We start from the raw sequence: 23,172 nt of genomic DNA on the forward strand, positions 1-23,172 counted from the left end.
TTATTGGTTATTGGTAAGGTTAATAATATCATTCATGATTTGCTGTGCTTCATTAATATAAATATCTGAAGCGAGTGTTGATAAATGTTCTTCATTCAGTTTCTTTTCGTCATCGTTGTAACTAACTATTTCATTGGTAGATGATGTGTTGGAAATCAATAAGGAACTTTGTTTTAATTTGAGATTGCTGAAGTTGTCCCAAATGGTTTTAAACTCATTGAAGTCTTGATAAACGTTCTCAAGGGTCAAAGGGTATTGCTTTTTTTTATGGACCAAATTTTTAAGCAAATCAGTATTAAGAGTTTTTATTCTATTGAAATTGTCATCATTTTTTTGTCTGATATAACTTTTTTTAGCAATATCATTTAATGAAGTTTGCTTTAAAGCCATAAAACTCATCGTAGGCTTTATGGAATCATTTTTCAAAGCATATTTCTTGTTTTTTTCACCAAAGTCTAAATTATCATAAACTGAAGGCAATATGATGTCTGGTTTAATTCCAAATTGTTGATGACTTTTCCCTGTTGATCTGTAAAACTTTTCTACTGTAATTTTAACAAATCCATAATCTGGATCTTCATCTATAGGAAGTATAATTTGTGCTGTAGCTTTCCCATAACTAGAGGAGCCAACGATAACACCTCGCTTATAATCTTGCATAGCTGCAGTAAAAAATTCTGATGCAGAGGCACTGTAACCATTTATTAGAATTAAAAGAGGTTTGTTGAAAAGTGACCCTCGTTGAGAGTCTTTAATCGTAAAACTCTCTCCATTGCTATATTTGCTGATAGCCAGAGGACCTCTATTAATAAACATACCTGATAAATCGGCTGCCTCTTTCATGGAGCCTCCAGAATTAAATCTTAAATCAAGTATCAGACCGCTAATTGATTCTTTTTGCAACTTGTAAAGTTCTTTAGCAACATCATTGGCAACTCCCAATCCATTTGGTGTTTCTAAATCAGTATAAAAACTCGGAATTCTTATATAACCAATATTGTTATCTGATTTTTTTATAACATACCCAACAATATTATTTGTTTCAACTTCAGACTTTATTTTGGATAGCTTTACTTTTTTAGTAACGCCATTTTGCTTTTTTACGCTAAGATTAATTGTATTGTGATGCGAATCGTTCAAAAAGGAAACAACATCATTGTTCGAGATACAATAGGTCTCTAGTGTTTCTCCATTTGAATGAATGGATTTAATGATGTCGTTAACTTCCAAATCTCCATTTTTAAAAGCAGAACTACCAGGTTGAATATGCACTATCTCTATTTCACCATTGTTGTTTTTTGCAGTAAATAGCCCAAATGATAATTGGTCATTTGAAACGGAAGTTTCAAATTGTGTTTTTTGAGAAGTATTAAAAAAGGAAGAATTAGGGTCTTGATAATTTAAAAAAGCATTTAAAAAGGCTTCTTTGACGTATCGGTCAATTCCGCCACTTTGATTTAATAGTTCTTCTAATACACAGATTTGTTGTTGAATAATTTTAGGCTTAATGTCCTTTTCTAAAGCTTTAAAATTAGTCTTCGCACTTGATAAAATAGAATCTTCGTCAATAATACTAGATAAAATTTTGTATCTAACTCTTTTATTCCAATAGCTGTTTTGGTGTGTTTCATCTTTGAAATATTCGCTAGGTCTATCGGCGTCAAAATACAATGTATCTTTACCAGAATAATCTAATTCAACAGTTTTGAGACTCTCTAGTATAGATTTAGACTGATTGATTCTAGTTTCTAAAGTTGTAGTATATTTTGAAATGAAATGGCAATTGTTATTTTTTACAAAATCATCTAACTGTAATGAGTCTTGACTAAAAAGATTGATATCTTCTTGAGTGAAGAATTGCTGTCTATCATCAATACTATCTAAAAACAAATGATAAACCGCTATTGAAAAATTATCATCAACTGGTTTTGGTTTATAATGATGTTGGTTTACAGTTTCAAGGACAGCACTTAATCGCTTACAAAAAACATTACTTTCTTGCCCCCAAATAGTGATTGTAAAAAATAATAAGATCAAGCATCTTAAATGATGAATCATTGAAAAGGAAGGTTAATTAGCAAGTGAATGTAATAAAAAAAATGCAGTTTTTACTCCTGAACTTCAACAATCATTTCAATAGCTTCTGCCAGTTTAAAATCTTTGTCGGTTACACCATTTGCTTCGTGCGTTGACAATGAAATGGACAACATATTATAAACATTGGTCCATTCTGGATGGTGGTTTTGGGCTTCACATTCAAAAGCAATACGACTCATAGCACTAAAGCAATCTTTAAAATTGTCAAATTCAAATTCGGCGTGAAGTGCATCATCATAATATTCCCAATCGGGAAAACGCAGTAGTTTTTTTTCAATGTCTTGAGGGGTCAATTTTTCCATATTGAAGTTTTTATTCCATTAAATTACGAAATCCCCGAAAGAATATAATCTAAAATTCCAATTCTTTTAAGGTTTCTTTACTTTGAAGCTGCAAATGCTTTGGAAGTAGGTGTTCCTTTGGTAAAACGGCTAAATACCTGTCGTCATTGGTTGTATAAACACGTTTTAGGATTGCATTTTTGACACCTAATGATTCAATGATTTCCTCAATAAAAGTTTCGTGATGTACTAAATCCTGACTACCTAGATGGTAAACGCCGTATTTCTCACGATTGATTATATAATGAACTTGTTGCGTCACTTTATAATCAGATGTGACATTCATAATCAGATTGGGAAACACTTCAATAGGCTCCTTTTCTTTTAAATGTGTTTTGATTTCTTCAATACGTGGCGAATGTTTCCCAAAAACCATAGGTAGTCTCAAAATAGCGACCTGTTTTTTGGGAAGCCGCATGAGCATGTTCTCGATTTTAATTTTAAAATGCCCATAAACACTATTGCTTAAAGTTTTATCAGTTTCGTAACTGGGATACTTGCTATAGGCATCAAATACATTAGCCGACGAAAGAAACAGCATACGGGTTTTGTACAATTTCATATACTCAAGCATATGTGTATGAGCCATTACTTGAGCAGAGAAGTCTCCACGCAAAGCTGAAATGATGATGGTTGGTTTGACGATTTGCAATATTTCAAAAGCATCATCGCTTTCAACATCGTAATGAATAAATTGCTGATTTTTTTCGAATTCCCGGTTGGGAGTTCGGTAAGTCCCGAATGTTTTATAGTAGCCACAAAGTTCTTTATAAATAGCATTGCCAATAAAGCCACTAGCACCAAATATCAAAATACGATGTTTGCTATTTATCTTCTTCATGAAATCCAACGTCAATTCAAGGACAGCTTATTTTTTGTAAAATGGTAATTTAACCACTGTTGCAGGCACAGCATTCTTGCGAATTTGAATATTAATTTTAGAACCAAATTCACTAAAAATAGGCGCCACATAGCCTAGACCAATGCCCTTTTTTAACGAAGGCGACATAGTTCCCGAAGTTACTTTGCCTATAAGCTGACCATTATTATCAACAATGTCATAACCACTTCTAGGAATGCCCTTTTCATCCAATTCAAAAGCAATTAATTTACGTTTCAACACGCGCTTTTTCTCTTCGGAAAGGTTATCAGAATTTGTAAATTCTTTAGTAAACTTGGTGATCCAACCCAACCCAGCTTCAAAAGGCGATGTAGTATCATCAATATCATTGCCGTATAAACAATAACCCATTTCCAAACGCAGCGTATCACGTGCAGCAAGTCCAATAGGTTTTATACCATAATCAGCTCCGGCTTCGAAAACCTTATCCCATATTTGTTTTACTTCACTGTTTTTACAGTAAATTTCAAAACCACCACTGCCTGTGTAACCAGTTGCAGAAATAATCACATGCTCAATGCCCGCAAAATCACCTACCACAAAATTGTAGAAATTAATTGCTGATAGGTCATGACTTGATAAGCTTTGCATAGCATCAACAGCTTTAGGGCCTTGAATAGCTAAAAGAGAATAATCGTCACTTAAATCACGCATAACGGCACCCACATCATTTTTAGAACTAATCCAATTCCAATCTTTTTCAATGTTACTGGCATTGACAACCAACAGATAAGTTTCGTCTTTCACACGATACACAATAAGGTCGTCTATAATACCGCCTGTATCATTCGGTAAACAACTGTATTGCGCTTTACCAACTGTTAATTTTGAAGCATCATTACTGGTTACTTTTTGAATCAACTCTAAAGCATGAGGCCCTTCAATTAAAAACTCACCCATGTGCGAGACATCAAATACGCCAACGGCATTTCTAACGGTTTCATGTTCAATGTTAACGCCTTCATATTGAACAGGCATGTTGTATCCAGCAAAAGGAACCATTTTGGCACCAAGTGCTATATGAGTATCGGTTAAAGCAGTATTTTTCATATTGTTTTCCTAGTAACGAGAATTGTTAAGTTAAATATTGTATTTCTCGCAAAAGTATTGAAAATTATCTGTTTTGCTAAAGCTAGCAATAGTTAATCTGTAATTAAAAGTTTGTTAATTTTATTAATTATGCGATGTGTTTCGGTTTTTAAAATTAATTTTAGGGTTCTTAAAAACCAATTTCATAATGAGACTAAAATTATTTACCCTTTGTTTATTTCTTTTTTCTGTGGTTATCATGGCTCAAGATGGTGTGCCAACCGATTATTTGAGTTCAGATTTCCATAAAGAAAGACGTGAATCATTACGTTCTAAAATGGCTGACAATAGTGTAGCCGTATTTTTTGCCAATCCAGTGAGAAATCGCGCCAATGATGTTGATTATGTCTATCACCAAGATCCGAATTTTTATTACTTAACGGGTTATAAAGAGCCGCATGCTGTTTTGGTTGTTTTTAAGGATGACCAAACAGATACTAATGGCAATACCTTCAATGAAGTATTATATGTTCAGGAGCGCAATCCACAAGCAGAGCAGTGGACTGGAAGACGCTTGGGTATTGAAGGCGCCAAAAATGAATTAGGTTTTGATGTGGCTTATAACGGTGCCGAGTTTGCCAATTCTGGAATTAATTTTAGTGGTTTTGATAAAGTGATGTTCAACAACTTTAATAATGACTATCGTGATTCCAAACGTGATAAAGCTGATTTATATAGTTTGATTGAGGCGTTTAAAACACAAGCTAATTATAATGAGGCAGATCTGGACAACCCAATTAAAAATAGGGTTTATGATATGATTAAGGCAACCGATGTTGAAAACAGTGCCAATGTGGCTCAAAATATTAGTAGAGCACTGGAATACTATCCAGAACTAAAGGAGGATGAGGTTATCACTGGTTATGTGAATGCTACTGATGATCAAACCCGTATTGAGTTACAACAACAGGTTATTAAAATAGAATCGGAAACCCCAAAAAGTAATTTGGATACTCAATCTCTGTCGACCATTATGGCTAGTTTACGCCAAATTAAAACGGAAGAAGAAATGGTGTTGCTCACCAAGGCCGTGCGTATTTCAGCAATGGGACAGCGTGAAATTATGAAAGCCATGCATCCTGGTATGTCTGAATTGGAAATTCAAGGCATACATGAGTATGTTTATAAGAAATATGGTAGTGAGTATGAAGGTTACCCAAGTATTGTAGGTGCTGGAAATAATGGTTGCGTCTTACATTATATTGAAAATTCTAAAATGAAAGTGGAAAACGATTTAGTATTGATGGATTTAGGGGCAGAATATCATGGGTATTCTGCGGATGTTACCAGAACCATTCCTGCAAATGGAAAATTTACACCGGAGCAAAAAGCCGTTTACGATTTGGTTTATGAGGCACAGGAAGCAGGTATTGCAGCTACAGTTGTAGGGGCTAAATTTGGTTCGGTTGATGCCGCCTCTCGTGAAGTAATTAATGCCGGATTGGTAAAATTGGGTATTGTTGAAAGCGAAGATCAAGCACGTCAATATTTCCCACATGGAACATCACATTATTTAGGATTGGATGTACACGATCCAGGTGATTATGGTGCTTTACAAGCCAATATGGTCATTACGGTTGAACCTGGTATTTATATTCCTGATGGTAGTCCTTGTGATAAAAAATGGTGGGGAATCGCCGTACGTATTGAAGACGATATTTTAATTACCGATAATGGTCCTGTGAATTTATCTGGTGAAGCACCTCGTAAATCTGATGAGATTGAAGCCTTGATGAAAGAAAAAAGTGCTTTGGATGATTTTGTATTGCCAACCTTGGATTAGAGACAAACTATATACTATTTATAAAAACCCAAATAGCTTGTGAGAGTTGTTTGGGTTTTTTTGTTATAATTTAAATTTCCATTTCCACCATTTCCGCTCTTGCTCCAAAGCGGATTGGTAAAATACTTGTGCCAATTCCTTTTGATATATACATTTTAGGCTCGGTTTCTTTATACCAACCTTTTAAATATTTCCCACTTCCTTGAGGTTTAAAAGGAACAATTCCTAGAAAAGTAATTTGTCCTCCATGAGTATGACCAGAAAGGACTAAATCAATATTTAAATTTCCCTTTTCTTTCGTAATAACATCTCTATGTTCAGGACAATGTGATAAAACAATATTGGTTTTGGTTTCTTTTAGGTTTTCAACTGCTTTTGCAAAATCAGCGTTTCCACCAACAAAATCGTCGATTCCGATTATCGATATTTCTCGATTTTTAATTGAAATCGTTCTATTCTCGTTTATTAATAATTCACAATTATTTTTAGAATAAACACTATTAAGTTCAGTCAGATTTACATTGCCCCAATATTCCCAGTTTCCTGTTATCGCATACTTTTTAATTGAAATGTCAATTAATTCAAGAAATTCATTTAAAGATTTTATTTTTTCTGTTTTATCAACAGAGTCTCCCGTAATAAATAATAAATCAGGTTTTATTGAGTTTATTTTTTTAGCAATAGACATGTGGAAATATCTTAACTGGTCAAAATGTAAATCCGAAATTTGAATGATTTTTATTTTGTCATGTTCCGATTTAGAGATATCAAAATAATTCCAATCAATAACATATTTTTCAAACCAAAGGGAATCTAGAAGCAAAATTCCAATTGAAGCTAAAATACTTTTTTTAAGAAATTTTCTTCTAGTTAGGTTCGTCATTATTGAGTTTCTAGAAAATACTCTATAAAATAATCAAAGTTTTTGTGTAAAGACTACTAATTTTCTACTTCTTCGAACAAGTATTAATCCCTAGTGGCTTGTACAACGGGCAAAAGCTCATAAAACTTGTAAGAGCAAAAACTATTGCCACAACTAGTAATACAATTCCTAATGTTCCTGAAATATTTCCTGTAAAATACAGGACGGCAATGACTGCAGCAACCAATAATCTTATGGTTTTGTCTGCTGTTCCCATGTTTTTTTTCATAATGGAGGTTTTTATTAGTGAAGATACAAAAAAAAGCCATTAATAGGTTAGCAACATTTGATGATTGGGATTATAATGAGTATCAGAAATTTTGAAATCGTAACTGCCCACAATTTTAAAACCAGCTTTATTGTAAAAAGAAATGGCCTTTTGGTTTTCTAACCAAGTATACAGCCACATACCTGACTGCTGGTGGTTTTTAGAAAAAGTAACACAATAATTAAAAAGCTCTAATCCTAATTTAAGATGATGATATTCTTGCAAAACATAAAATCGTTCTAGTTTGGTAGTGGTTTTATTAGGAATGTTTTTACCAGAAACATTTAAAACCAATTTGGAATAGCCAATAGGCATTTCGTTGTGATATAGAATGTGGTAATGGTTTTTGGTTTGCTTGAGCTCACGTTCAAATTCAGCAATAGCAAATTTGGCTTTTACATAATTGGTAATGTCCTTTTTGGAAGCACTGTGTCCGTGCGATTCCAAAAAAGTCTGCTTGCCCAATTCGGAGAGCATTCTGGCATCAATGCCAGTAGCGGTTAATATGGTTGTCATAAGATAATAGCGTTTACTTAAGTTTCATTTATTTTAACTCATAAGCAGGTAGTTTTTTAAGTCTTCATAAGAGGCAATTTTAATACTGTGTTTGTCTTTGTCCATAACATCTTGAATCTGTTTTGGTAAAGGAACTTGGGTGTCTACGGTTTCTTCAACCACATCCAAAAATTTGGTTGGATGTGCGGTTTCCAAAAATACACAATGACTTTGGTGATTGTTTTCTAAAAAGGCTTTGCAACCTAAATAGCCCACTGCTCCGTGAGGGTCGGCTATATAATTGTATTTTGTGTACAGTTCTTTCATGGCTGCACGTGTTTGAGCGTCCGTAAAACTGAAACCAGAAAGATTCTTTTTTAACTCGTGAAAATTGTTTTTGTAAATCTCTTGGATGCGCACAAAATTGCTGGGATTGCCAACATCCATGGCATTACTAATGGTTTGCACGGAAGGTTTGGGGTTGTAGCTTTGAGAATTTAAATAATTGGTCACGATGTTGTTTTCATTGTTAGAGGCAATAAAATGGTTAATAGGCAAACCCAATTGCTGTGCCATCATACCAGCACAAATATTACCAAAATTCCCACTTGGCACCGAAAAAACGATATCTTGATACTCAATATGCAAAGCTTTGTAGGCAAACATAAAATAGAACAGCTGTGGTAACCATCTGGCCACGTTAATGGAATTGGCAGAGGTCAATTGTATATGATCCGTAATGTCAGTATCTAAAAAGGCTTGCTTTACCATATCCTGACAATCGTCAAAAACACCATCGACTTCTAAAGCCGTAATGTTTTGCCCCAGAGTAGTTAATTGTTTTTCTTGAATACCACTAACCTTTCCACTGGGATAGAGGATAACCACTTTAACGCCTTTCACACCTAAAAATCCATTAGCCACAGCACCACCAGTATCACCAGAAGTGGCAACCAGAACGGTCACTTCATTCATATTATCTTTGTTGAAATAACCCAGACATCGTGCCATAAAACGCGCACCGACATCTTTGAACGCCATGGTTGGTCCATGAAATAGCTCTAAAGTTGAAATATGTTCGCTGATATTGACTATTGGGAAATCAAAGGACAGTGTTTCTTTTATAATTTCTTTTAATACCATTTCTGGAATATCAGGCTCAACAAATTGTTTGATGGCCTCAAAAGCTATTTCAGTATGAGAAAGCGTATCAATAGTTTCAAAAAATGATTCTGGTAAAGGTGTGATGCTTTCCGGGAAATACAAGCCTTTATCGGGTGCAATGCCTTTTATTACGGCTTCTTTGAAAGAAGCTTTGTTAGCTTTACGATTCAGGGAATAGTAGTTCATTTAAGTAATTGTTTTAACGCCATCAACACTGATTTCAGATGTAAAAGTATAAAATTCAATTTCAGTATTAGAATATGCTTCTTGCATAGATTCCTCAACGGTTTTGGCTGTTTTTTTACCTTTTGATAAGGCAAATATAGTTGGACCTGCACCTGAAATACCAGCACCTAAAGCACCCGATTGTAGTGCAGCATTTTTAACTAAATCAAAATGAGGAATCAGTTTTTTTCTCACAGGTTCTACAATAACGTCTTGCAAAGACCGACTTATGAGGTCGTAATCATTCGAGTAGAGTCCACTAATAAGTCCACCAACATTGGACCATTGTGTAATGGCACTTTTTAATGGAATGTCTTTAGGTAAAACATTTCGCGCATCTTCCGTTTTAATTTCTATTTGTGGATGTAATGCGGTAATGTATAAATCATCCGGAACAGGTAAACTGACGATTTCCAAAGGATCATAACTTCTTATCAACACAAAACCGCCAAACAAGGCTGCTGAAACATTATCGGCAATTTGTGAGCCACATGCAGCTTCTTCGCCCAGCATGGCGAACTGAATCAATTCAATTTTTGAAAAAGGTTTTCCCAATAATTCGTTGATAGCATAAGCAGTTCCAGCCGCACTGGCCGCACTGGAACCCAAACCACTTCCTGGCTTAAATCCTTTATAGATTTCAATATCTAAACCTAATTGCAAATCCAGTTTTTGGAGCATGGCTTTTATAACGGTTCCTACTAAATTATCATCAATGTTGTAAGGGAGATTGGCTCCTTCAATTTTAGTAATAATTAATTGTTTGTCTTCACGTTTGGAGAAGATCATTTTGTCACCTTTTCCATTCAAAGCAAGACCCAATGAATCAAAACCACAGGATACATTCGCAACTGTTGCAGGTGAAAATATAGTAATTTGATCCATAATTAGTTATTGCCAATTCTTATAATATCCGAAAACAAACCTGAAGCAGTTACATCGGCTCCAGCACCAGCACCTTTAATAATCATGGGTTGTTCTGGGTAGCGCTGTGTGTAAAACATGACGATGTTATCTTTTCCCTCTAAATTATAGAAAGGATGACCTACAGGGATTTCTTTCAAACCAACTTGCGCCTGACCATTATTGAATTCGGCAACATACTTAAACTGACAATTTTTAGATTTAGCAGAAGCATAAAGTTTTTGAAAATGGTCTTCATCATCAATCAAGGTCTGATAAAAATTATGAACTGAATCACTATCTAAATTCGCTTTAGTTAAAAAAGAATTATTTTGAATATCCTCTAAATTCATATCCGTGCCGCTTTCTCTTGCCAAAATAAGAATTTTTCGAGCGACATCAACACCACTTAAATCAATTCTTGGATCAGGTTCAGTGTAGCCTTCTGCCTGCGCTTGTTTGACTACATCATGAAATTTGGTTTGATCATTGAAATTATTGAATACAAAATTCAAACTTCCAGATAGTACAGCTTGAATAGAGGTTACTCTATCGCCTGACGCTATTAAATTGTTCAAGGTGTCTATGACCGGTAATCCGGCGCCCACGTTGGTTTCATAGAGAAAGGGTGCGTTATATTTTCGTGATAAATATTTTAAATTTTGATAATTCTCTAAATTACTGGAACAAGCAATTTTATTACAAGCTACAACGGCAATACTTTCCCTCAAATAAGCTTCATACATGTTGGCGACTGATTCATTGGCTGTCACATCAACAAATATGCTATTACGTAGGTTAAAAGTTTTAACACGTTCTAAAAAGTCTTGCAACGTTGCTTGTTCGCCGTTTTCTAATCTTTCCTTCCAATTTTTAAGGGATAAACCGGAATCATCAAATATCATTTTGCGGGAATCGGATAGACCAATCACCCGAAGATTTATCTTGAGCTGTTCTTTTAAAAATTTTCTTTGTTGTTTTATTTGTTCAACCAAACGTTCTCCAACATTACCAACACCTGTTATAAAGACATTGAGTTGTTTGTTTTGGTCTTCAAAAAAGCGTTCATGAATGGTATTGAGGGCTTTCTTAACGTCATTTTGGGAGATTACAGTTGATATGTTCTTTTCCGAAGCGCCTTGGGCAATGGCCCGTATATTGATGTTGTTTTTTCCTAAAGCACTAAACAATTTGCCACTAACACCTTGATGATTTTTCATGTTATCGCCTACAAGTGCAACAATGGCTAAATTCTTTTCCACAAGAATGGGATCAATTTTATGTAAGGCTATTTCATTGGCAAATGCCAAATTGATTGCTTTTTCGGCTTTCACGATATCATCTTCTGAAATCCCAAAACAAATGGAATGCTCTGAAGATGCTTGGGTGATTAATATGACATTCACCTTTTCTATAGCCAGTGTTTCAAACAGTCGCTTTGAAAACCCTGGAATTCCAACCATACCGTTACCTTGAAGGGTTAATAGCGAAATATTATCAATATGGCTGATTCCTCTTGCTACGGTTGTTTTAGCATTAGTATATTCATTGGAGATGACCGTTCCAGACGCTTCTGGCTCCAAAGTATTTTTTATATGAATCGGAATGTTGTAATCCAAAACAGGTTGAACAGTTGGTGGATAAAGCACTTTGGCGCCAAAATGAGACAATTCCATAGCTTCCTGATACGACAGGTTTTTAATCGGGTAGGCCTGCTTGACCAATTTAGGATTAGCAGTGTACATACCACTAACATCTGTCCAGATTTCCAAACGAGTAGCTTTTAATGCTGCCGCAACTATAGCTGCAGTAAAATCAGATCCGCCACGACCTAGCGTGGTTTGTTCGCCATTTTCAGATTTAGATATAAAACCAGGCAGAATCGTAATAGATTGATTTTTATCTGAAAAATAGGATTGGATGTTTGCGTTTGTGATATCAAAATTAACTTCAGCTTTTGTAAAATTGGAATCGGTAATTATGAGTTCTTGACTATTTTTTCTAATGACATTATTACCACGTTCTTTTAATACTTCAGTTATGATATACGACGATAAAAGTTCACCAAAGCTCACCAGTTTGTCGGTTGTTTTCGGTGATAATTCATTAATTAAATAGATACCGTCCAATAAGCTCTTTAGCGCTTGTAATTTAGTTTCTAGATACTCTTTAGCTGTAGAATTTTGATCAGAAATTAATTCAGATAATATGTTTAAATGTGCTTCTCTAATTTCTTTAAATACAGTTATATAGCGTTCATCTTTATTTTGAGCCAATTCACCAGATTTCAAAAGTTTGTTGGTAATACCTCCAACCGCAGAAACCACACAAATAAGAGGTTCTGTTTTAGCGTAATTTTCTAAAATGTTGATAACTTGATTGATGTTTTCTGAGGAGCCTACTGAAGTGCCGCCAAATTTTAATACATTCATAATTAATCGGTTGAAAAATTGAATAACTAAATAAGGGAAAATGGATTATATTAATTGCGGAGGTGGAATAGTACTAACCCCAAAGGGTCGTCATAAAAGCAACATTAGTAATCATACCTTTACAAGAAATAAAGGTTGAAAAATTAACTAATATGTTAGAGGATAGTTGCATTTTTTATGTCTATACCTTTCAAAAGTATTATTTTTACTGTAATAAAAAAATAAATCCCTTTTTTTTTGATTGAAGGGCTTTTTTATTCGATAAGTTGTTGAATAAGTAAACGATATACATGAAAATATTTTCAAAAGAACAAATATACGAAGGAGACAGATTGACTGCAGAACGTCAGAAGATTTCATCTACAGAGTTGATGGAACGCGCTGGTACCCAAATATTCAATTGGTTGCACATGCACATGCAAGGCGCACAAGTGCCTATACACGTATTTTGTGGAATTGGTAACAATGGTGGAGATGGCTTGGTTGTGGCACGTCATCTCATTACTCATGGCTATAATGTGCATACTTATGTGGTAAACTATAGCGATAAACGCTCAAAGGATTTTTTAATCAATTACGAACGCATCAAGGAGACTTCTAAAAAGTGGCCGACATTGTTAGGTCCCAAAGATGAAATGCCTAAAATAGAAGTTCAAGATATCATAATTGATGCGGTATTTGGTATTGGACTTAATCGTCCGCCAGCAGATTGGGTAGTTAAGTTGTTTCAGTATTTCAAACAATCTAAAGCGTTTACATTATCAATAGACATTCCATCGGGATTAAAAACAGATCAAGTTCCCGAAGATGAAAATCAGGTTGTTTGGGCGGGCTATACCTTAAGTTTTCAGTCGCCGAAATTGGTTTTCTTTTTACCAGACACTGGTAAATACACGGTTCAATGGGAAGTATTGGATATTGGAATCGATAGAGAATATCTCATGACAACGCCTACCGAAGCAGATTTGATAGGTAAACAAGAAGTTTTGCCTATTTACAAGCCAAGAGACAAATTTTCTCATAAGGGGAATTTTGGTCATGCTGTAATCATAGGAGGGAGTTATGGAAAAATCGGTGCTGTAAACTTGGCAAGTAGAGGTGCTCTGTCTTCAGGAGCAGGTTTGATTACGACGTATACTCCTAAATGTGGTTATATTCCTTTACAAAGTAATTTTCCTGAAGCTATGGTATTGACTGATGATGAAGAAACTTTTATTTCTAATATGAATATTGGTTTTGAAGCCTCTGCAATTGGAATTGGAGTTGGTATGGGAACGCATAAAAAAACGGTGTCCGCACTAGAAGCCTTTTTAAAACAAAATAAATTACCGCTAGTGGTAGATGCTGATGGTTTGAATTGTATTTCAAAAAACAAGGATTTAATCTCATTGTTACCAGAAAATACGGTTTTAACACCACATCCAAAAGAGTTAGAGAGATTGATTGGCAATTGGGATGATGATTTTGACAAGTTATCAAAAGTAAAAGCATTTTCGGCTAAACATAAAATTATTGTGGTTTTAAAAGGAGCCAATACTATAACAGTAATGGGTGATAAATTATATGTGAATACAACTGGTAACCCAGGATTGGCAACGGCTGGAACAGGTGATGTGTTAACAGGCGTCATTACGGGACTTATAGCTCAAGGTTATGATCCATTGGCAGCTTCTGTATTTGGAGTATATCTTCATGGTAAAGCAGCTGATATCGCTGTTGAAGATTTCGGCTATCAAAGCTTGATAGCGTCTCATGTGATAGAGGCTCTTGGACAAGCTTATATTGATCTATTTAAACTTCCTGAACAACTTGAAGAAGAAGATGAAAGGGACGAAGATGATGAAAAACAATAAATAAAAAAGCCACTGTTTGAGTGGCTTTTTTTATTTGTGATTTCGAGAAATTAGATACTTAATTCAGTAAATAATTCTTTTAATTTCGGACTTGATGGTCTTGGTGCATCTGGAGTCACTACCTTACCATCTGGATCAATAAGAATAAAACGTGGGATTCCATTGATCTTATAATTTTGAACAAATTCAGATTGCCAACCATTAGGTGCAAAAATTTGAACACCGCCTAATTCTTTATCTTTAACCATAGCTTTCCAATCCTCACGAGCTTTATCCCAAGATCCGCCATGAGTTCGGTCATCATCAATAGACATACTTACAAACTGAATATTCTTGTCATGATATTCTTTTTCAATTTCTTTAAGTGCAGGAATTTCAGCTTTACAAGGTCCGCACCAAGTTGCCCAAACATCAATGTAAACATATTTTCCTTTCAAATCAGCAAGTGATGTTGTAGAGCCATCAAAGTTTTCATAATCTTCAAACGTCGGAGAATCTGCACCTTTTGGTAATTCATTCTTTAATGTAATGGCATCACCGATGTATCTTTTATAAGATTCCACCATTGGTTCTAAACTTTTGGTTGCGCTATTAGTAATTAAAGTATCTATTTCTGCATTAGAAGCATAAAATTCAGTCAATTCAATTTTAATGTCACTTAATCTTTTATCAAGTGTTTCCATATCTTCAATGGCACTTAATTCATCAAAATCAAGGAGTTTTTCTTCTTTTAAAGCTTTGGCTGCTAAAAAGTTACTATGTTCAGAACCTTCACCAGAATATTTAGCAGTTTCATCAAACATTTTGGTGTCCAATGTCATATTGATGTCATATCCGTTTTTAAGAAATATGGAAGTGGATTCGGATCCGTCATAAAAATTGTAAATACCAGGTTTTACCTTAAGCGTATCGCTAAAAGTACCATCTTCGTTAACCTTTAGGGTTTTAGAATAATCTCTCGTTCGTATAACAATAGAGTCGCTGTTTGGATTGGTAATTGTTCCTGAAAAAGTCACATAATCTTTAGGAGCCTCTTCTTTCTTTTCGCATGCAAAAACAGCCAATGCACACAGTAATGTTAAAATTTTTTTCATGGGTTTGTTTGTTTAATCATTCAAAAATAGAATTTTAAATGGAATACCTATTAATTATTAACATTTGTTTGCATAATACCCAATGAATGCGGAATTTTGGAAACCCTTAAAACAAAAACATGGAAACATTTCATTATATATCTTCTGATTCGTTAAGCATTGAGACAATAACAGAAGTAATTTCCGAAAACAAAAAACTCAAACTATCGGACGAAGCTATCCAAAAAATAGAAGCCTGTAGAAGCTATTTGGATGATAAGTTAAAAAGTCAAGACAAACCTATTTATGGTATCAATACTGGTTTTGGCTCTTTGTATAACATAAAAATATCATCTGAAAATCTTACTAAACTGCAAGAGAATTTAGTCATGTCACATGCATGCGGTACTGGAGAAACCGTTCCACAAGAGATTGTGAAAATCATGCTACTTTTAAAAATCCAGTCTTTAAGCTATGGGCATAGTGGGGTTCAGTTAGAAACTGTTCAAAGGCTTATAGATTTTTATAACAATGATGTGTTACCAATAGTTTATACTCAAGGGTCTTTAGGTGCATCAGGTGATTTAGCCCCATTGGCGCATTTGTCACTTCCATTAATAGGAAGGGGTGAAGTTTATTTTGAAGGCGAGGTTTGCACTGCTTCTTCAGTTTTAAACCAATTTGATTGGCAGCCTATTCAATTGCAGTCTAAAGAGGGACTGGCGCTTTTGAATGGCACCCAATTTATGAGTGCATATGGAGTATTTTTATTAATTAAATCTTTTAAATTGTCTTATTTGGCCGATTTAATCGGAAGTATTTCTCTTGAAGCTTTTGATGGTAGAATTGAACCTTTCAATGAACTGGTTCATCTAGTTCGTCCGCATAATGGTCAAATAAAAACAGCAGAACGTATCCGTGAGTTTTTAGACGACAGTGAACTCATTTCCCAAGAAAAAGCACATGTTCAGGACCCATATTCATTTAGGTGTATCCCTCAAGTTCATGGCGCTTCAAAAGACACATTAGAATTTGTAAAAAGAACATTCACAATTGAAATAAACGCCGTAACAGATAATCCGAATATTTTTAGCGTAGAAGATGAAATTATTTCAGGAGGTAATTTTCATGGGCAACCTTTGGCCTTGGCATTGGACTACCTCAAAATTGCTATGGCAGAAATAGGTAATATTTCTGAACGAAGGATTTTTCAATTGGTTTCAGGTTTAAGGGGATTACCAACATTTTTGGTTGATAATCCTGGGTTGAATTCGGGGTTTATGATTCCACAATATACGGCAGCGAGTATTGTTAGTAAAAATAAACAACTAGCCTCTCCAGCTAGTGTTGATAGCATTGTTTCCAGTAATGGACAAGAAGACCATGTGAGTATGGGAGCAAATGCAGCAACGCAAGCGTACCATTTAATAAACAATGTAGAATGTATTTTGTCCATAGAACTATTTAATGCCGCTCAAGCCATGTCTTTTAGAAAGCCCTTAAAATCATCAGACTTCGTCGAATCATTTTTAGAGGTGTTTAGAGAAGAGGTTGAATTTGTTTCAAACGATAGGGAGCTTTATTTGGATATCGATAAATCTCTTAAGTTTCTCCAAAATTTAAATATTGATGTTAATGAATTGTACTAAATTTATTACACATTAACTGAAAAAATTGTCGATAATCTAATTTACTTTGAAACACACTTTCGAATTAATTATATTCGTTAAAGAATTAAAATTCTACCTACAATAATAGCATTTAAATTGGTTAATAGCATTTAAGTGCCTCAATTTACTTCATAAAATAACTTGTTATTTTTAGGATGAGCGTATCCTGGAAATGATATTCTATTTTGGACTACTGTGTTATGTTAACGCATTATTAATCAAACTAAAATGTTATGTTAATGTACACTTTTTCCTCAAAATCAAGAGCTGTGAATTGTTGGAGCTCGCTAAAAAGATTATCTCCCTTTGGGAATGAAAAGACCATTGCTACAAACGGTATTAAAGTACTGTTGATGTCAATGGCTTTTTTATTTATTTCCATTCAAGGGTTTAGTCAAATTTCTTTAATTGGTGATGGGCCGCAAGAAGCGGTGATTACTACTAATGCAGTTGATTCGAATTTAGGATGTAACCCTGTTGTGGTTCCTCCTCAATTCAATACTGATGTTAAATGCGATATTATTGTCAGTACCAACGGTCCTGAAAACGCCGGTGGTTTTGATTGTAGTTTTTCGCAAACATGGACCGCATATCTTTCAAAAAAATGTGGTTATGTTGCAGAACCGGTTAGTGTTACCTACACTTGGACTGAAGATACGCTACCTCCAAAATTAATATGTAATGGAATTTCTGGTGGCGATTTAGGCTTAAATCCAGAATCAATTCCTAGTGGTGAAAGTTTAATAGACTTTTTTGATGTTGATGATAATTGTTTTGGAGCAGCTGATAATTCAGTGATTTTTGTTGACCAAACCATTTTAGATGACGAAGGTTGTGAGAGAAGTGTAACTTATATCTTTAAAGCTACAGATCCCTGTGGTAATACACCTACAGGTGATTATGGGACTTGTAGTGTTACTTATACTTGGACAGTAGATGCTGAAGACGTTCGAGATACAGTTTATGTTTGTTTAGGAGAGACTTATTCATATGAAGGTCAGGAATATGCGGCAGGTACGTATGAATTTCCAATGGAGAATGATGAAGGATGTCCATACACCTTTACTTTAATTGTAGAAGAATGGCCACTACCAGTAATAGAAATAGACGATCAAGAAGTATGTCCAGATGTGACATCAGTAGATTTAACTGAATTAGAGCCAGAAGGTCAAGAAGGTGGTGTTTGGACAACAGCATGTGGAGCATTTGATCCAACAGCCGCAAGTCCATTGTGTTCGCCATTTACTTATACCTATATAGATAGTAATGGATGTGTAGGATCTGATATGGTTGCCTACACCTTTGGAGGCACCAATGAAGAGCCCAATACCTCTTCAGCAGAATTCTGTTTAGGCGATGAAACGGCCAATATTTGTAACTATGCCAGTGCCCCTGTAGGTGAAATAGTATGGGTAGGCTATACCTTTAATGGAGGTCCATTACAACCAATCGTAGATGAGGATAACGATGGGTGCCCAGATACACCAACCATAGGAGGTGAATATGTGTACTTTGTAGAATTAATGACAGAAGATGGCTGTGTTACCACATCCAATGCGGCAGCACAGATTACCGTTATAGATAATCCAATCATAATCAATTGTCCAGGCGATGCTAATGAGGCATCGTGTCAATCACAAGATGCAGTAAATGCTGCCTTTGATGCTTGGATCGCACAATTTAGCTATGAAGGAGGCACAAACGCCGTGGCTTCAGACCTAGGTCAATATAGTGCACCAGATGCTTGTGGTGGATCCGTCATGGTTACGTATACCGTAACAGATGATTGTGGATTGGAAGAGAGTTGTTCAGCAACCTTCAGTGTAGAAGCAGATGAAGAAGCACCAGTGATCACATCAAACAGTGTGAGCGATGATTTAGGATGTAATCCAGAGATCGTACCACCATTATTTAAGGCAGATGATAACTGTGCAGGCGAAGTAGAATTAGAAGCTTCAACTGAAGGCCCAATGAATGATGGCTGTAATTACACGCAAACATGGACAGCAACTTATACAGATCCATGTGGCAATGCAGCGGAGCCATTAAGTATTACTTATACTTGGATACAATCAGAAGCTATTATAGCTAATGTACCACAGGATTCAGGTGTAGGCTCATGCTTATCGCAAGATGAAGTAAATGCCGCGTTTGATGCATGGGTAGCAACCGGCACGATAACAGGTGGTTGTGGACTAGATATTCAAATCGATAACCCAGGCGCACCAAATGCTTGTGGCGGAGAGACTACCGTAACATGGACAGCAACAAGTGATTGTGCAGAGCCAATTATGGGCAGTGCAACGTTTACAGTAGACCCAGCTCCAGAGATTGTGGCGAATGTACCACAGGATTCAGGTGTAGGCTCATGCTTATCGCAAGATGAAGTAAATGCCGCGTTTGATGCATGGGTAGCAACCGGCACGATAACAGGAGGTTGTGGACTAGATATACAAATCGATAACCCAGGCGCACCAAATGCTTGTGGTGGAGAGACTACCGTAACATGGACAGCAACAAGTGATTGTGCAGAGCCAATTATGGGCAGTGCAACGTTTACAGTAGACCCAGCTCCAGAGATTGTGGCAAATGTACCACAGGATTCAGGTGTAGGCTCATGCTTATCGCAAGATGAAGTAAATGCCGCGTTTGATGCATGGGTAGCAACAGGAACCATAACAGGTGGTTGTGGACTAGATATTCAAATCGATAACCCAGGCGCACCAAATGCTTGTGGCGGAGAGACTACCGTAACATGGACAGCAACAAGTGATTGTGCAGAGCCAATTATGGGCAGTGCAACGTTTAGTGTAGAAGCCGATGAAGAAGCACCAGTAATCACGTCTAATAGTGAGAGCGATGATTTAGGATGTAATCCTGAAATTGTACCGCCATTGTTTAAAGCAGATGATAACTGTGCAGGTGAAGTAGAGTTAGAGGCTTCAACTGAAGGACCTATGAATGATGGCTGTAATTATACTCAAACTTGGACAGCAACTTATACAGACCCTTGTGGTAATGAGGCAGAGCCTTTGAGTATTACTTATACTTGGATTGTAGATTTGGAAGCACCAGTAATCACGTCTAATAGTGAGAGTGATGATTTAGGCTGTAATCCAGAAGTTATTGCACCAATGTTCGAAGCAACGGACAATTGTGGTGTAGGTGAGCCAATCGTAACTACCGAAGGTCCAACTAATGACGGCTGTGAATACAGCCAGACTTGGACAGCGAATGTAACTGACAACTGTGGTAACCAAGCTGAAGCCGTAAGTATTACATATACATGGACAGTAGATATGGAAGCACCAGTTATCATGACTAATAATGAAAGTGGTGACTTGGGCTGTAACCCTGCAGTTATGGCGCCTATGTTCGAAGCGACAGACAACTGTGGTGTAGGCGAACCAATCGTAACTACCGAAGGTCCAACTAATGACGGTTGTTCATACAGTCAGACTTGGACAGCGAATGTAACTGATAATTGTGGTAACCAAGCAGAGCCAGTATCTGTGACCTATACATGGATTGTAGATACCGAAGCACCAGTTATATCCATTGGAGAATTAGTTATTAATGGTGATTTTTCAACCAATCAAAATTGGATTATAAATGACGATTCAGAAATTGAAAATGGCAAATTTCACGCTATAAACAATGGCAATGGTGGTGTAAATAGCTATCAAAACTCATTAGGAATTGAAAATGGCAAAACATATTTGATTGAATTTGAAGTTTCCGAATATGTTTCTGGTGGTGTTAGAGTGAGTGTAGGTAATAATTTTTCATCTACAGCTAATTCAAATGGTTCATATAGCCAAGAAGTTACTTATCTAGCAGGATTAACAAGAACTTATATTAGAACTAATCCTGGTACTAACCTTAAAGTTGATAATATTTCAATTGTTGAATTAAGAGATACAGATTTAGGTTGTAATCCAGAGGTTGTACCTCCAACTTTCGAAGCAACCGACAACTGTGGTGTAGGTGAGCCAATCGTAACTACAGAAGGCCCAACCAATGATGGCTGTGCATACAGTCAGACTTGGACAGCGAATGTAACTGACAACTGTGGTAACCAAGCAGAGCCAGTCTCTGTGACTTATACATGGACAGTAGATTTGGAAGCACCAGTAATCACAACAGATAACGAGAGTGGTGATTTGGGCTGTAACCCAGAAGTTATGGCACCAATGTTCGGAGCGACAGACAATTGTGGTGTAGGTGAGCCGATTGTAACTACCGAAGGTCCAACTAATGATGGCTGTGCATACAGCCAGACATGGACAGCGAATGTAACTGACAACTGTGGTAATCAAGCACAGTCTGTGAGTATTACCTATACTTGGACAGAGGATACAGAAGCACCAGTAATCACGCCTGAATCAGAGAGTGGTGATTTAGGATGTAATCCGGTGATTGTACCACCAACATTTAAGGTAACAGATAACTGCATGCAACAAGCTTCATTAACAGGTATGGTCATTGAAGGAGAAACAGAAGGACCAACTAATGAAGGATGTTTATATACTCAAACATGGATAGCCAACTATGCAGATGCTTGTGGTAACCAAGCCGAGTCGGTAAGTGTGACTTATACTTGGACAGTAGATGAAGAAGCACCAGTGATCACGTCAAACAGTACCAGCGATGATTTAGGATGTAATCCTGAAATTGTACCGCCATTGTTTAAAGCAGATGATAACTGTGCAGGTGAAATAGAGTTAGAGGCTTCAACCGAAGGACCAACAAATGATGGATGTGCATATAGCCAGACGTGGACAGCAACATATACCGATCCATGTGGTAACCAAGCGGAGCCATTAAGTGTGACTTACACTTGGACAGTAGATATGGAAGCACCAGTAATCACAACAGATAATGAGAGTGGCGACTTGGGCTGTAACCCAGAAGTTATGGCACCGATGTTCGGAGCTACAGACAACTGTGGTGTAGGTGAGCCAATCGTAACTACCGAAGGTCCAACCAATGACGGCTGTGCATACAGCCAGACTTGGACAGCGAATGTAACTGACAACTGTGGCAATCAAGCTGAAGCAGTAAGTATTACTTATACTTGGACAGTGGATATGGAAGCACCAGTTATCACTACCAATGGACAAAGTGGTGACTTGGGTTGTAACCCAGAGATTGTACCGCCGTTGTTTAAAGCAGATGATAACTGTGCTGGCGAAGTAGAATTAGAAGCTTCTACTGAAGGACCAATGAATGATGGATGTTCATATAGCCAGACATGGACAGCAACATATACCGATCCATGTGGTAACCAAGCAGAGCCAGTATCTGTAACTTATACATGGATTGTTGACACTGAAGCACCGGTCATTTCTGCTGATGTTGAAGGTGATCAATTCGGATGCAATGTGAAACCACCAGCGCCAGTTTTTACAGCAACTGACAATTGTGGTGTTGGTGAGCCAATTGTGACTACAAATGGACCAGAAAGTAGCAATGGATGTTCTTATTCTCAAACCTGGACAGCGAATGTAGTAGATAATTGTGGAAACGAGGCAGAACCAGTAAGTGTGACTTATACTTGGACTCAAGATAGTATCATTCCAGTGATCACAACAGATAATGAAAGTGGTGACTTGGGCTGTAATCCAGAAGTTATGGCACCGATGTTCGGAGCTACAGACAACTGTGGTGTAGGCGAGCCAATTGTAACTACTGAAGGTCCAACAAATGATGGTTGTGCTTATAGCCAGACTTGGACAGCGAATGTAACTGACAACTGTGGCAATCAAGCTGAAGCAGTGAGTATTACATACACATGGACAGTGGATATGGAAGCACCGGTTATCACTACCAATGGGCAAAGTGGTGACTTGGGTTGTAACCCAGAGATTGTACCACCGTTGTTTAAAGCAGATGACAACTGTGCTGGCGACGAGATTGAATTGGAAGCTTCAACTGAAGGTCCAATGAATGATGG

15 protein-coding genes are annotated in these 23,172 nt (G+C 36.5%); 4 read left to right on the forward strand and 11 right to left on the reverse strand.

From position 1 onward, the window contains the following. The 4 genes from C1T31_RS12500 to gcvT are packed head-to-tail and all read right to left on the reverse strand — an operon-like array spanning position 1 to position 4,389. Positions 1-2,058 (reverse strand): carboxy terminal-processing peptidase, encoded by a 2,058-nt coding sequence (locus tag C1T31_RS12500; protein WP_103052847.1) that lies wholly within the window; start codon positions 2,056-2,058, stop codon positions 1-3. 50 nt (positions 2,059-2,108) lie between these two features. Beyond that, entirely contained in the window at positions 2,109-2,399 is a 291-nt protein-coding gene (locus tag C1T31_RS12505) for a 4a-hydroxytetrahydrobiopterin dehydratase (RefSeq protein ID WP_103052848.1), read from the reverse strand. 49 nt (positions 2,400-2,448) lie between these two features. Continuing rightward, positions 2,449-3,279, reverse strand: coding sequence for an NAD-dependent epimerase/dehydratase family protein (locus tag C1T31_RS12510; protein ID WP_103052866.1), 831 nt, complete (start codon positions 3,277-3,279; stop codon positions 2,449-2,451). A 27-nt stretch (positions 3,280-3,306) separates the two neighbouring features. Next, complete coding sequence (gene gcvT, locus C1T31_RS12515) at positions 3,307-4,389, reverse strand: glycine cleavage system aminomethyltransferase GcvT (protein ID WP_103052849.1); 1,083 nt, start codon at positions 4,387-4,389, stop codon at positions 3,307-3,309. A 187-nt stretch (positions 4,390-4,576) separates the two neighbouring features. Between gcvT and C1T31_RS12520 the strand changes: the two genes are divergently transcribed. Continuing rightward, entirely contained in the window at positions 4,577-6,211 is a 1,635-nt protein-coding gene (locus tag C1T31_RS12520; RefSeq protein ID WP_103052850.1) for an aminopeptidase P N-terminal domain-containing protein, read from the forward strand. Between the two features lie 70 nt (positions 6,212-6,281). Here C1T31_RS12520 and C1T31_RS12525 read toward each other — a convergent pair whose 3' ends face one another. The 6 genes from C1T31_RS12525 to thrA all read right to left on the reverse strand — a co-directional run bounded on the left by C1T31_RS12525 (position 6,282) and on the right by thrA (position 12,620). Continuing rightward, entirely contained in the window at positions 6,282-6,998 is a 717-nt protein-coding gene (locus tag C1T31_RS12525; protein WP_317047299.1) for a metallophosphoesterase, read from the reverse strand. Between the two features lie 160 nt (positions 6,999-7,158). Continuing rightward, positions 7,159-7,362, reverse strand: a complete 204-nt coding sequence (locus C1T31_RS12530; RefSeq protein ID WP_103052852.1) for a YgaP family membrane protein — start codon at positions 7,360-7,362, stop codon at positions 7,159-7,161. A gap of 39 nt (positions 7,363-7,401) precedes the next feature. Beyond that, positions 7,402-7,917, reverse strand: coding sequence for a GNAT family N-acetyltransferase (locus C1T31_RS12535; protein ID WP_103052853.1), 516 nt, complete (start codon positions 7,915-7,917; stop codon positions 7,402-7,404). Between the two features lie 33 nt (positions 7,918-7,950). Further along, positions 7,951-9,246, reverse strand: coding sequence for a threonine synthase (gene thrC / locus C1T31_RS12540; protein WP_103052854.1), 1,296 nt, complete (start codon positions 9,244-9,246; stop codon positions 7,951-7,953). Continuing rightward, a complete protein-coding gene (locus tag C1T31_RS12545) occupies positions 9,247-10,170 on the reverse strand; it encodes a homoserine kinase (RefSeq protein WP_103052855.1) in 924 nt (307 codons plus the stop codon). A 2-nt stretch (positions 10,171-10,172) separates the two neighbouring features. Continuing rightward, the gene (gene thrA, locus C1T31_RS12550) at positions 10,173-12,620 is read right to left on the reverse strand and encodes a bifunctional aspartate kinase/homoserine dehydrogenase I (RefSeq protein ID WP_103052856.1); all 2,448 of its coding nucleotides are present in this window, start codon (positions 12,618-12,620) and stop codon (positions 10,173-10,175) included. 290 nt (positions 12,621-12,910) lie between these two features. On the opposite strand from thrA, the gene C1T31_RS12555 reads away from it, so the two are divergent. Continuing rightward, positions 12,911-14,473 (forward strand): NAD(P)H-hydrate dehydratase, encoded by a 1,563-nt coding sequence (locus C1T31_RS12555; RefSeq protein ID WP_103052857.1) that lies wholly within the window; start codon positions 12,911-12,913, stop codon positions 14,471-14,473. Positions 14,474-14,523: 50 nt separating this feature from the next. On the opposite strand, the gene C1T31_RS12560 is transcribed toward C1T31_RS12555, so the two are convergent. Then, positions 14,524-15,567, reverse strand: a complete 1,044-nt coding sequence (locus C1T31_RS12560) for a TlpA family protein disulfide reductase (RefSeq protein ID WP_103052858.1) — start codon at positions 15,565-15,567, stop codon at positions 14,524-14,526. 119 nt (positions 15,568-15,686) lie between these two features. Between C1T31_RS12560 and hutH the strand changes: the two genes are divergently transcribed. Together hutH and C1T31_RS12570 are read left to right on the forward strand one after the other, a co-directional pair. After that, entirely contained in the window at positions 15,687-17,195 is a 1,509-nt protein-coding gene (gene hutH / locus C1T31_RS12565; protein WP_103052859.1) for a histidine ammonia-lyase, read from the forward strand. A gap of 260 nt (positions 17,196-17,455) precedes the next feature. Next, the coding region (locus C1T31_RS12570; protein WP_133158364.1) for a hypothetical protein at positions 17,456-23,172 on the forward strand (5,717 nt) is incomplete at its 3' end.

The organism is Hanstruepera neustonica, assembly GCF_002895005.1.
Classification (GTDB): domain Bacteria; phylum Bacteroidota; class Bacteroidia; order Flavobacteriales; family Flavobacteriaceae; genus Hanstruepera; species Hanstruepera neustonica.